General features: G+C 71.7%; 11 protein-coding genes. 9 read left to right on the top strand and 2 right to left on the bottom strand.

What is annotated here, in order from left to right:
- Window positions 1–259, bottom strand: a 259-nt coding sequence (locus EP26_RS23275; protein ID WP_043342231.1) for a helix-turn-helix domain-containing protein, incomplete at its 3' end; no start/stop codon positions are given.
- Window positions 260–482: 223 nt separating this feature from the next.
- Here EP26_RS23275 and EP26_RS23270 point away from each other — a divergent pair.
- The 9 genes from EP26_RS23270 to rpmG all read left to right on the top strand — a co-directional run bounded on the left by EP26_RS23270 (window position 483) and on the right by rpmG (window position 9,960).
- A complete protein-coding gene (locus tag EP26_RS23270) occupies window positions 483–2,054 on the top strand; it encodes a gamma-glutamyltransferase (RefSeq protein WP_043342225.1) in 1,572 nt (523 codons plus the stop codon).
- 117 nt (window positions 2,055–2,171) lie between these two features.
- On the top strand, window positions 2,172–3,149 hold the full coding sequence (locus EP26_RS23265) for a Bug family tripartite tricarboxylate transporter substrate binding protein (protein ID WP_043342224.1): 978 nt from the start codon (window positions 2,172–2,174) through the stop codon (window positions 3,147–3,149).
- 55 nt (window positions 3,150–3,204) lie between these two features.
- Window positions 3,205–4,284 (top strand): pyrimidine utilization protein A, encoded by a 1,080-nt coding sequence (rutA, locus tag EP26_RS23260; protein ID WP_043342223.1) that lies wholly within the window; start codon window positions 3,205–3,207, stop codon window positions 4,282–4,284.
- Window positions 4,285–4,333: 49 nt separating this feature from the next.
- Window positions 4,334–5,728: an amidase gene (locus tag EP26_RS23255; RefSeq protein WP_043342222.1), complete on the top strand. Its 1,395-nt coding sequence runs from the start codon at window positions 4,334–4,336 to the stop codon at window positions 5,726–5,728.
- A gap of 36 nt (window positions 5,729–5,764) precedes the next feature.
- Complete coding sequence (locus EP26_RS23250) at window positions 5,765–6,649, top strand: fumarylacetoacetate hydrolase family protein (RefSeq protein WP_043342221.1); 885 nt, start codon at window positions 5,765–5,767, stop codon at window positions 6,647–6,649.
- Window positions 6,646–7,623, top strand: a complete 978-nt coding sequence (locus EP26_RS23245) for a Bug family tripartite tricarboxylate transporter substrate binding protein (RefSeq protein WP_043342220.1) — start codon at window positions 6,646–6,648, stop codon at window positions 7,621–7,623. The genes EP26_RS23250 and EP26_RS23245 overlap by 4 nt, the downstream gene beginning before the upstream one ends.
- A gap of 57 nt (window positions 7,624–7,680) precedes the next feature.
- Window positions 7,681–8,220, top strand: a complete 540-nt coding sequence (locus EP26_RS23240) for a SixA phosphatase family protein (protein WP_043342219.1) — start codon at window positions 7,681–7,683, stop codon at window positions 8,218–8,220.
- Between the two features lie 26 nt (window positions 8,221–8,246).
- Window positions 8,247–9,716, top strand: a complete 1,470-nt coding sequence (locus EP26_RS23235) for a CYTH and CHAD domain-containing protein (protein WP_043342218.1) — start codon at window positions 8,247–8,249, stop codon at window positions 9,714–9,716.
- Between the two features lie 76 nt (window positions 9,717–9,792).
- Window positions 9,793–9,960: a 50S ribosomal protein L33 gene (gene rpmG / locus EP26_RS23230; RefSeq protein ID WP_043342217.1), complete on the top strand. Its 168-nt coding sequence runs from the start codon at window positions 9,793–9,795 to the stop codon at window positions 9,958–9,960.
- A 61-nt stretch (window positions 9,961–10,021) separates the two neighbouring features.
- Here rpmG and EP26_RS23225 read toward each other — a convergent pair whose 3' ends face one another.
- Window positions 10,022–11,401 carry a PleD family two-component system response regulator gene (locus tag EP26_RS23225; protein WP_043342216.1) on the bottom strand — a complete coding sequence of 460 codons (1,380 nt, stop codon included), beginning with the start codon at window positions 11,399–11,401 and terminating at the stop codon, window positions 10,022–10,024.
- Between the last annotated feature and the right edge of the window lie 167 nt (window positions 11,402–11,568).

Below are 11,568 nucleotides of genomic sequence, written 5' to 3'. Positions count from 1 at the left end.
GGGTATGGTTCAGCCGTGACGCCTGGCCCGGCGCCTTGCGGTCAATCAGCCCAGCCGGACCCTCGGCATTGAACCGCACCACCCAGTCCCGGACGATCTGCACCGTCACCCCGCCGATCCGGGCGGCCTCCGTGCGCGACACTCCGTCGTAAACGGCAGCCAAGGCCAACAGGCGACGGGCCTGGGCCGCATCCTTGGTTCGGCGAGCCGCAGCACGAAGCCCAGCTGCGTCAAAGTCAGCTCGGAGTGGGATGGGCATGGCGAAGCTCCTCTGCTCGCCACGTTGAATCAGAGCGCCGTCAGTCTGGGAATCCCCAGAGAGTCATGCTCTCGGAGACTTGGTATTAGGCCTCGCCGCATTATTCGCACCTTCCGCGGCAGGGCTGCGGAAGGGGACCGGCCTCGATGGGCGCTCATGGGGGATTGCCCCATCGGGCGCACGGCAGGACGATGCCGGCACGCCGATCGCCGGAGTTGCTGCCATGACGGATGCCTTCCCCCTCCCAGAGCACGAGAGCCAGAACTGGACGTTGCGCAAGCCGGGCGCGAGCGGCGCCGGGGGCATGGTCGTCTCGCAGGTGAAGGTGGCGGCGGAGGCGGGGGCCGCCATGCTGCGCGCCGGGGGGACGGCGGCGGATGCGGCGGTCGCCACGGCCTTCGCCCTCGCCACGCTGGAGCCGTGGAACAGCGGCTTGGGCGGCATCGGCTTCGCGCAGGTGATGAAGCCGGGGATGGCGCCGGCGGAGACCATCGATTTCGGGCCCGTCGCGCCGGCGGGGCTCGATGCCTCGGCCTTTCCGCTGACGGGGCGGATGAAGCAGGACCTCTTCTCCTGGCCGGAGGTGGAGGGGGACCGCAACATCCATGGGCCGCTCTCCTTCGTCATCCCCTCGGCGGTTGCGGGCTATGCGCTGCTGCATGAGCGGCATGGGCGGCTGCCAATTCGGGAGGTGCTGGCGCCGGCCGTGGCGCTGGCGAAGCGGGGGCTGCCGGCGGATTGGTACACGACGCTGAAGGTGGCGAGCTCGGCGAGCGTGCTGCGGCTCTACCCGGAAAGCGCGCGGATCTACCTTCCGAACGGGCTGCCGCCGACGACGCCCTATCAGGGGGCGCCGGGCTTCTTCCCGCTCGGCAACCTGCCGGCAACGCTGGAGCGGCTGCAGCAGGCGGGGCTGCGCGACTTCTACGAGGGCGAGATCGCGGCGCAGATCGCGGCCGATGCGCGGGAGCTGGGCGGGGTGCTCTCGGCCGCTGACCTGGGCGGGTGCCGGGCGCGGGTGCTGCCCGCCGTCGCGGTGCCCTGGCGGGGGCGGACGCTGATGCTGTCGAACGGGCTGACGGCGGCGCCGACCATGCGCCGGGTGCTGGAGCTGATGGCGGATGTGCCGACCGGCGCGGCGCCTTCGGCCGCCTGGTACGGCAGCTTTGCCCGCGCCATGCAGGCGGCCTATGCGGAGCGGCTCGCGGGGCTTGGGGATGCCGAGCCGCAAGGGGCGGAGACCTGCACCACGCACCTCACCGCCTGCGACAAGGACGGGATGATGGTGGCGATTACCACCACACTGCTCTCCTCCATGGGCAGCCGCGTGGTGCTGCCGCGCTCGGGCGTGCTGATGAACAACGGCGTCATGTGGTTCGACCCGCAGCCGGGCACGCCGAATGCCATCGCGCCGGGCAAGCGGCCGCTGACCAACATGTCGCCGATCATCCTCGCCTCGGGCGGCCAGCCGGAGATCGCGGCGGGCGCCTCGGGCGGGCGGCGCATCCTGGCGGCCGTGCTGCAGCTGCTCTCCTTCGTCGCGGAATTCGGGATGGCGCCGGAGGATGCCGCGCATCATCCGCGGATCGACGTCTCCGGGCCGGAGGGCGTCACCGCGGACCGGCGGCTGCCGGCGGAGGTGCTGGCGGCGCTGCCGGGCGTGCCGACCGTCGTCGAGCATGCGGTGATGCCGCTCAACTTCGCCTGCCCGAACCTGATCCAGCGCGGGCCGGGCGGCGTAGCGACGGGCATCAGCGATGCGATGAGCCCCTGGAGCGGGGCCGTCGCCGCCTGACCGCGGCACGCTCCTTGCTGCTGCCGCCTTGTTCGAGGGCAAGGCGGCAGCCGAGACGTGAGGTCTGCGTCATCTGACGGCAATCCGCCTCTGCCCTGCCGCAAAGGAGCGCAGAGCATGCATCGTCGTCACCTGTTGGCCGCCCTCGCCGCCCCTGCCCTGCTGCCGCGACTCGCGCGGGCGCAGAATGGCTGGCCGGGGCGCGGCTCGATCCGCCTGGTTGCGCAGTTCCCGCCGGGCGGGCTGGTCGATACCGTCGCCCGGCTGATCGCGCCGCCGCTGGCCCAGGCGCTCGGCCAGACCGTCGTCGTCGAGAACAAGGCGGGGGCAGGCGGGGTGATCGGCACCGACGTCGTCGCCAAGGCGCCGGCGGATGGCTACACCTTCCTCGTCAGCCATGCCTCGGTGCATGTCTTCTCGACGGCGACGCTGCCCACCCTGCCCTTCGACCCGGTGGCCGACTTCACCCATCTCGGCATGCTGGTCGAGGCGCCGAATGTGCTGCTGGTGAAGGCGGGCTCGCCCTACAAGACGCTCGACCAGTATCTCGAGGCAGCGCGGCGCGTGCCGGTGCGCTACGGGTCGTCCGGCATCGGCTCGGCGCCGCATCTGCTGGGGGTGATGCTCGGGGCGGAGGCCGGGGCGCGCAACCTCGACCATGTGCCCTATCGCGGCAGCGCGCCGGCGATGCAGGACCTGATGGCGGGCACCATCGAGAGCATGATCGACCCGATCACCACCAATGTCGCGCTGCTGAAGGACGGTACGCTGCGCTGCCTCGGCATCTCCGCGCCGCGGCGGCTGGCGGCGCTGCCGGACATCCCGACCTTCGCGGAGCTGGGCTATGGCAAGCTGACCTCGAGCCAGTGGCTCGGCCTCTCGGCGCCGAAGGGGCTGCCGCAGCCGATCATTGAGCGGGTCACGGCGCTGATCCCGCCGTTGCTGGAGACGCCGGTGCTCCGCGCCCGCTGCGAGGAGCTGGTGACGCTGCCGCGCAATCCGGTGCCGCTCGGGGGGGATTTCGTCGCGGCGATGCAGCAGGACATCGCTACCTGGACCGGCATCGCCCGGCAGTTCAACATCGTCGCTGCCTGATCCATGGCATGAGTATTGCGTGCCCCTCTGCGGTTCATCGCAGAGGGGCGTGCCCATGGATATCGGCGTCTTCATCCCGATCAACAACAATGGCTGGCTGATCTCGGCGACCTCGCCGCAATACATGCCGAGCTTCGAGCTCAACAAGCGCGTGGTGCAAATGGCCGAGGGCTATGGCCTCGACTTCGCACTCTCGATGATCAAGCTGCACGGCTTCGGTGGGAAGACCGGGTTCTGGGACCATGGGCTTGAGAGCTTCACGCTGATGGCGGGGCTTGCCTCGGTCACTTCGCGCATCAGGCTCTATGCCTCGACGGCGGTGCTCACCATTCCGCCGGCGATCGTGGCGCGGATGGCGACGACCATCGACAGCATCTCGGGCGGGCGGTTCGGGGTGAACATCGTCTCCGGCTGGCACAAGGTCGAGTACAGCCAGATGGGGATGTGGCCGGGCGATGCCTATTTCGGCAAGCGCTACGACTACAGCACGGAATACGTCCAGATCATGAAGCAGCTCTGGGAGACCGGGACGAGCGACTTCAAGGGCGAGTTCTTTCAGATGGACGAGTGCAAGATGAGCCCGCCGCCCTCGGTGCCGATCAAACTGGTGGCCGCCGGGCAGAGCGACCGCGGGATGGAGTTCGCGGCGCAGTATTGCGACTTCAACTTCGCCCTCGGCGAGGGGGTGAACGAGCCGCAGAGGTGCATCGACGTGCCGCGGCGGATGCTGAAGGCGGCCGCGAAGACGGGGCGCGATGTCGGCTCCTACATCCTCTACATGGTCATCGCCGACGAGACGGACGAGGCGGCGATGGTGAAGTGGGACCTCTACAACCGCGGCGCCGACCGCGAGGCGCTGGCGCATCTGCTGGGCCATGCGGCGGCTGACGTGAATACCGAGTCGACCTCGATGGCGGCGGCGATCCAGCGCTCGCCCTCGCCGATCAACTTCAACATGGGCACGCTGGTCGGCTCCTATGCCAGCATCGCGCGCATGCTGGACGAGGCGGCGGAGATGGCGGGGGTGAAGGGCATCATGCTCGCCTTCGACGACTTCCTAGTGGGGATGGAGAATTTCGGCACACGCATCCAGCCGCTGATGCAGTGCCGGAGCCATGTGAAGCTCGCCGCCTAGCCCTCGGCCTCGGGTGGGTCCAGATTGGGGGCCCGCCCGAAGGTGATCCATGGCCGAGACCGATCCTGCCCTGATGTCCGCCGAGACCCTGCTCGCGCTCTATGCGCGGCGGGCGCTTAGCCCCGTGGAGGTGCTGAGGGCGGTGATGGAGCGGGTGGCCCGCTACAACCCTTGGGTCAATGCCTTCGCGGCGATGAACCCGCGGGCGCTCCAGGCGGCGGGCGAGAGCGAGGCCCGCTGGATGGCGGGGCGGCCGATGGGGCTGCTCGACGGCGTGCCGGCGACGGTGAAGGACCTGCTGAACCTCAGCGGCTTCCCGACGCGGCGGGGCAGCAAGACCACCGATGCCACGCCGGCGACGGAGGATGCGCCCTCCGTGCTCGGGTTGAAGGCGGCGGGGGCGGTCATCCTCGGCAAGACGACGACCACGGAATTCGGCTGGAAGTCGCCGGGGGATTGTCCGCTGCATGGCATTACCCGCAACCCGTGGAACCGGGAGCGGACGCCGGGCGGGTCCTCCTCCGGGGCCGGGGCGGCGGGGGCGGCGTGTTTCGGGCCGCTGCATATCGGGACGGATGCGGGCGGGTCCATTCGTATCCCGGCGGCCTTCTGCGGGCTGGTGGGGCTGAAGCCCAGCTTCGGGCGGGTGCCGCAATGGCCGCTGGGTGCCTTCGCTCATGTCGCCGTCACGGGGCCGATGACGCGGACGGTGCGGGATGCGGCGCTGATGCTCTCGGCCATGGCGCAGCACGACCTGCGCGACCCCTTCAGCCTGCCGGATGAGGGGCGCGACTGGCGGCAGGGCATCGAGCAGGGCGTGGCCGGGATGCGGGTCGGGCTGGTGCGGCGGCTCGGCTTCGGCCCGCCGCTGGATGCGGATGGCGAGGCGGCGCTTACCGGTGCGGCGCAGTTGCTGGAGGAACAGGGGGCCATCGTCGAGGAGGCCGATCCGGGGCTGCCGGATACGCGGGCGATCTTCGGCCGGGTCTGGGGCGTGGCGCTGGCGCGGCTGGTGGCGGGCATCCCCGAGGAGCGGCGCGGGTTGCTGGATGCGGGCCTCGTCGAGGTGGCGGAGCGCGAGGAGGGGATGAGCGCGGTCGATTTCCTCGGTGCCGAGGCGCTGCGGATCGAGGCGGCGCATGCGGCGGCGCGCTTCCACCAGCGCTTCGACCTGATGCTTTGCCCGGCGACGCCGACCGCCGCCTTCGCCGCCGATCAGCCGACGATCCGGCCTGCGGAGGCGCTGTGGCGGGACTGGGCGCCCTGGACCTTCGCCTTCAACCTGACGCGGCAGCCGGCGATCTCGGCGCCGGTCGGGCTGGACGAGCATGGGATGCCGCGGGCGGTGCAACTGGCGGCGGCGCTCTACCGCGACGACCTAGTGCTGCGCGGGGCGCGGGCACTGGAGGTGGCGGCCACCATACCGCTGGCCCAACCGGGCTGATTCTGCTTCACCGGAGGGAAAGCTGGAGGACGCGGCATGCGGTTGGTGACCTACAAGCGGGGCGGCTGGGCCGGCGGCAAGGTGGGGGCGCTCCGGGCGGATGGGGCGGTGCTCGACCTCTCGGCGGCGGATGGGCAGGTCTCGTGGGACAACATGCCGGCGCTGATCGCCGGCGGCGAGGCGATGCTGAAGCGGGCCCGGGCGGCGGCGGCGCAGGCGCCGGTGGTGGAGGATGCGGTGCTGCTGGCGCCGATCCCCCGGCCACTCAAGAACATCTTCTGCGTGGGCAAGAACTACCACGAGCATGCGAAGGAATTCGCCGGCTCCGGCTTCGACGCCACGGCGAAGGAGGTGGTGCCGGAGGCGCCGGTGGTGTTCAGCAAGCCGCCGACCGCCGTCAGCGGGCCGGGGGATGCGATCCCCTCCTTCCTCGATCCGACGAACTCGGTGGATTACGAGGGGGAGCTGGCAGTCGTCATCGGCAAGGGCGGGCGGGGCATCAGGGCGGCCGACTGGGCGCAGCATGTCTTCGGCTACACCATCGTCAATGACGTCACGGCGCGGACCCTGCAGCACAAGCACCGGCAGTGGATCCTCGGCAAGGGCATCGACGGGTTCTGTCCGATGGGGCCGGCGATCCTCACGGCCGACGAGGTGCCGGATCCGCGCCAGCTTCGGCTGACGACCACGGTGAATGGCGAGAAGCGGCAGGATGCGGCGGTCGCCGACCTGATCTTCGACATCCCGACCCTGATCGAGGCCATCAGCGCCGGGATTACGCTGGAGCCGGGGGATGTCATCGCCACGGGCACGCCGGCGGGCGTCGGAATCGGGTTCCAGCCGCCGCGCTTCCTCAAGAAGGGCGATGTGGTGCGGGTGGAGGTGACGGGGATCGGCGTGCTGGAGAATCCGGTCGTATGAGGCGGCGGGCGGTGCTGGCGGGTGGGCTGGCGCTGCCCTCCCTCGCTCATGCTCAGGATAGTCGCGCGCAGGAGTTTCCCGGGCGGCCGGTCAGCATGGTGGTCGCCTTCCCGCCCGGCGGGCAGGCGGATGTGGTGGCGCGGCCGGTCGCGGCGGCGCTGGAGCGGCATTGGCGGCAGCCGGTGCCGGTGGTGAACCGGGCCGGGGCGGCGGGCGAGATCGGCAACGCCTTCGTCGCCCGTGCGGCGCCGGATGGGCTGACCCTGCTGATGGCGCTGTCCTCGCTGGCGATCCTGCCGGAGGCGGCGCGGCTACTCGGCCGGGCGCCGGCCTATGAGGTGGAGCAGCTGGCGCCGATCGCTCTCTTCACCGCCGACCCGACGCTGCTGGTGGTGCCGGCCGCCTCGCCCTGGCGGAGCCTGGAGGAGTTCATCGCCGATGCCAGGGCGCGGCCGGGGCGGATCGGCTACTCCTCCTCGGGGAATTACTCGGCGCTGCATGTGCCGATGGCGATGCTGACCACCGCGGCGGGGATCGACCTGCTACATGTGCCTTTCCAGGGCGGGGCGCCGGCGCTGACGGCGCTGCTCGGCGGGCAGGTGCAGGCGCTGGCCAGTGGGCCGGGGCCGGTGGCGCCGCATCTGCGGGAGGGGAGGCTGCGGGCGCTGGCCAGCTGGGGTGCGCGCCGTCCGGCGGAGATGCCGGAGGTGCCGACGCTGATCGAGCGCGGCTTCCCGGAGGCGGAGTATTACATCTGGGCCGGTGTCTTCGCCCCGGCCGGCACGCCGGCGCCGGTGCGCGAGGCCTTGCGGGCGGCGATGGCGGCGGTGGCGGCGGAGCCCGAGACCGGGCGGGCGCTGGCCGCGGGCGGCAATGCGCTCGATTACCGCGACGAGACGGGTTTCGAGGAATTCCTCCGGGCCGACAGCGCCCGGCTGGTGCGGGCGGTGCGGCGGATCGGGCGGGTGGAGTAGGCCGCTCGCGCCGAAGGGGCAGGACAAGCGGCGCGAGCCGTGGCAGGATCGGCGGCGATGCGCCAGCTCCTGCTGCTGCGGCACGCGAAGTCCTCTTGGGACGATCCGGGCCTCTCCGACCATGCCCGCCCGCTCAATGCGCGCGGGCGCCGTTCCGCCGCGGCCATGGCCGATGCCATGCGCGAGCTGGGGCTTTCGCCCGATATCGTGCTGGTCTCCTCGGCCCGCCGCACCCTGCAGACGCTCGAGGCGCTGACGCCCTTCGAGGACGGGGCGCTGGTCGAGCCGATGGATGCGCTCTACCTCGCGCCCTGGCCGCGCCTGCTGGACGAGCTGCGCCAGGCGCCGCCGACGGTGCGCAGCCTGCTGCTGATCGGCCACAACCCCGGCCTGCACGAGCTGGCGATGGAGCTGGCCGGGCCCGAGGCGCTGGCCCGTGGCGGGGCGGATGCGCGCCGCCTGGCCGAGGGCTACCCGACCGGGGCGCTCGCCGAATTCACCATCGCCTCGACCTGGCGGCAACTCGACCGGGGCGGGGCGCGTCTGGTGCGCTTCATCGCCCCCCGTGACCTTCCCGCCGCAGAGGTGCCCGCCTGAGCCGCTTCGAGACCCCTGACGCTGCCATGGATTCCCAGAGCGAGGCGAGCCCCGCCGTACAGGCCGACGCCTCGGTCGCGCTGGAATTCGCCCTCGACGCGGAGGCGGCGCAGCGGCTGCCGCGGCATGCGGCCGTCACCGCGGCGCGGGCCGGGCGGACCCGCAGCCTGGCCGAGGAGCTGATCTGGCTGGATACCGCCGATGGCACGCTGGCGGCCGAGGGCCTCGCCCTCGAATCCAGTCGGCGTGGCCCGCGCCGGCTGCTTCGCGCCATGCCCGCCTCGGGTGCTCCCTGGCGGCCTGGCCAGCCGCCGGAGGAGCTGGAGCAGCCGACCGAGGAGGCGGCGACCCTCGTGCCCATCGCCGCCTTCAGCGGGCGACGGAGCGTCTTCGCCCTCGGCGAAGTGGAGGCGGAGCTGCTGGCCGGCAAGCTGCGCGCCGTCGCCGACGAGACGCCGGTCGCCCGGCTGACCCTGCGCGGCCCGGCGGCTGCCGTGCTCGCGCGGGCCGCGGCGCTAGCCGACCTGCATCCCCTGCCGCCCGTCGCCAGCCTCGCCGAGGAGGGCCGCGCCCTGGCCCGCGGTGAGGCGCCCCGGCCGCGTCGCCGGGGCCCGCCGCTGCTCGCCGGGGCGGCGACGGTGGAGGAGGCGCTGCTGGCCGCCCTCGGCCATCTGCTGGAGGTGATGCTGGGGCATGCGCCCGGTTGCCGGCTCGGGGCGGGGCCGGAGGGGGTGCACCAGACCCGTGTGGCGCTGCGGCGGCTGCGCTCGGTGCTGAAATCCTTCGGTGCGGCGGCGGCCTGCCCGGAAGTGAAGGAGTTCGACCAGGGGCTTCGCGGGCTGGCGACCGCGCTCGGGCCGGCACGGGACTGGGATGTCTTCCTCGCCGGCACGGGCGCGGCGGCGGCGGAGGCAATCGGCGGCGACCGGCGGCTGCTCGCCCTGCTCAAGGCCGGCGAGGTGAGGCGGCAAGAGGCCTATGGCGCGCTGCGGCGCATGCTGGAGGGGCCGGCCTTCCCCCGGCTGGTGCTGGCGGGACTCGGGCTGATGCTGCTGCGGCCGTGGCGGGCGGGGCCGCCGGAGCAATCGGAGTTGCTCGACCAGCCGCTCACGGACTTCGCCGGCGGGCTGCTCGACAAGCGCTGGCACCGGCTGCGCAAGCGCGGGGAGGACATCGCCGAGCATGGCGCCGAGGCGCTGCACGAGGTCCGGCTGGATGCCAAGCGGCTGCGCTATGCGGCGGAGCTCTTTGCCCCGCTCTGGCCCGGCAAGGCCTCGCGGCGCTTCCTGCGGCGGCTTGCGGCCTTGCAGGAGGAGCTCGGGCTGGCGAACGATGTCTCGGTGGCGCGCGGGCTGGTCGGCTCGCTCGGCGCCGGGGTGCCGGCCTGGGCGGTGGGGGCGGTGGAAGGCTTCGCGGCCGCTCGCACCGGTCGCGCCCGGCGGCATGCGCTGGAGGCCTGGGACGAGCTGATGGGGGCCGATCCCTTCTGGCGGTGACCCTTTCGCTTGACCTTTGGGCAGGGAAGGCTAGGTTGCGGCCCCTTACGTTCTCGCAGGATATACGGGCTTCGTCATGGCCAAGTCGAACACCATTCAGATCAAGCTCGTCAGCAGCGCCGAGACCGGCTTCTTCTATGTCACCAAGAAGAATGTCCGGAACACCACGGGCAAGCTGGAGCTCAAGAAGTACGACCCCGTCGCGCGCAAGCACGTCGTCTTCCGCGAAGCCAAGATCAAGTAATCTAGCCTGACGGTATCGGCGAGGCGAGAGGCGGGGCCGCGAGGCGCCCGCCTTTGCCGATTCAGGCTGTGCCCTCACCTTCCTCGGTGAAGTCTTCCGGACGGGCCTGCTCGACCCGGTTCCGGCCTTCCTGCTTCGCCCGGTAGAGCGCGGCATCCGCCGCTGCCACGGCCGCGTTCACGCTGGTGCCAGCGGTGGCGATGGCGAGGCCGAAGCTTGCGGTGATGGAGAGCGACAGGCCGGCGATCTCGAAGGGATCTGTGGCGAGCGCTATGCGCAGCCGCTCCGCCACCATGGTGGCGTAGTCGGTAGGCGCCCCGGCCAGCACCACCATGAATTCCTCGCCGCCATAGCGGGCGACGACATCCGCGGCGCGGAGATGGGATTTCAGCCGCTTCGCCACCTCCTTCAGCGCCGCGTCGCCGGCGGGGTGGCCGTAGCTGTCGTTGATCGACTTGAATCGGTCGACGTCGAGCATCAGCACGGCGGCGTCGGCGCCGCGCAGCACGCCCTCCATGTGGCGGCGGACATAGCGGCGGTTGCGGAGGCCGGTCAGCGGGTCGGTGACGGCCATCTCGAGCGAGCGGTCAAGATCAGCGCGCAGCCGCTCCTGGTAGCGCTTGCGGCGGATCTGGTTGCGGGCGCGGGCGCGCAGCTCGTTCGGGTCGATCGGGCGGAGGACGTGGTCGTTGGCGCCGAGGTCAAAGCCGCGCAGCACCAGGCCGCGCTGGCTGACATCGGCGGCGAGCAGCACCGGCAGGTCCCGCGTCGCACCCTGGGCGCGGAGGCGGGAGGCGAGGCGTAGCACGTCGCCCCCCTCCCCTCGCAGGCAGAGCACGGCCAGGTCGAAATTGCCGTCCACCAGGATGCGGCGGGCGGCTTCCGAATCGGTTGCGGTTTCCACCAGGACGCCATCGGCGCCGAGGATGGCGGCGACCCGGGCGGCTTCCTCGGCCTGTTCGGAGAGGACCATGACCTGTGCGCCCTCAATGCCCGGCGAAGGGTCGGGCTGCGGCTCGAAGCCGAGGTCGCGGGCGGTGTCGGAGCGGAGGCGCCAGGCATCCTGCACCTGCTTGACCCGCAGCAGGGCGCGGAGACGGGCGAAGAGCGTCGCATCGTCGACCGGCTTGGAAAGGAAATCGTCGGCCCCGGCCTCGAGGCCGCGGACGCGCTCCACCGGGTCGATCAGGGCGGTGATCATGACGACGGGCATATGCGCCGTCGCGCCGCTCTCCTTGAGGCGGCGGCATACCTCGTAGCCGTCCATGCCCGGCATCATCACGTCGAGCAGGATGACGTCGGGCGACCAGCGGGCGGCGGTGGCGAGGGCCTCCGGGCCGGAGGCGGCCAGGGCGACCTCGTAATACTCGTTCAGCAGCTTGGCTTCGAGCAACCTTAGGTTGGCGGCGATATCATCGACGACGAGGATCCGGGCGGTCATAGCGGGCCCCCAGGGTTGTCGCGCCGCAAACCCGTCTGCTGCTCCATCCCTATCCTATCGCCTTCCCAAACCGGCCGGCGCCGCCGCTCCTGGCGCCGCTCCGGCCTGTCCTTCAGCGCCCGAGGCCCGGTCGCCGTTGCGGGAGAGGAGATGAGCCCGAGCCATTC

It is taken from the genome of Belnapia moabensis DSM 16746 (assembly GCF_000745835.1).
GTDB lineage: Bacteria > Pseudomonadota > Alphaproteobacteria > Acetobacterales > Acetobacteraceae > Belnapia > Belnapia moabensis.
This window is presented reverse-complemented; position numbering and strand designations above follow the sequence as displayed.

Excerpts from the sequence above, each read along its gene's own strand:
- EP26_RS23270 (WP_043342225.1), top strand. The coding sequence starts at position 483 with ATGACGGATGCCTTCCCCCTCCCAGAGCACGAGAGCCAGAACTGGACG.
- EP26_RS23255 (WP_043342222.1), top strand. The coding sequence starts at position 4,334 with ATGGCCGAGACCGATCCTGCCCTGATGTCCGCCGAGACCCTGCTCGCG.
- EP26_RS23250 (WP_043342221.1), top strand. The coding sequence starts at position 5,765 with ATGCGGTTGGTGACCTACAAGCGGGGCGGCTGGGCCGGCGGCAAGGTG.
- EP26_RS23240 (WP_043342219.1), top strand. The coding sequence starts at position 7,681 with ATGCGCCAGCTCCTGCTGCTGCGGCACGCGAAGTCCTCTTGGGACGAT.
- EP26_RS23245 (WP_043342220.1), top strand. The coding sequence starts at position 6,646 with ATGAGGCGGCGGGCGGTGCTGGCGGGTGGGCTGGCGCTGCCCTCCCTC.
- EP26_RS23225 (WP_043342216.1), bottom strand. The coding sequence starts at position 11,401 with ATGACCGCCCGGATCCTCGTCGTCGATGATATCGCCGCCAACCTAAGG.
- EP26_RS23265 (WP_043342224.1), top strand. The coding sequence starts at position 2,172 with ATGCATCGTCGTCACCTGTTGGCCGCCCTCGCCGCCCCTGCCCTGCTG.
- EP26_RS23235 (WP_043342218.1), top strand. The coding sequence starts at position 8,247 with ATGGATTCCCAGAGCGAGGCGAGCCCCGCCGTACAGGCCGACGCCTCG.
- rutA (WP_043342223.1), top strand. The coding sequence starts at position 3,205 with ATGGATATCGGCGTCTTCATCCCGATCAACAACAATGGCTGGCTGATC.
- rpmG (WP_043342217.1), top strand. The coding sequence starts at position 9,793 with ATGGCCAAGTCGAACACCATTCAGATCAAGCTCGTCAGCAGCGCCGAG.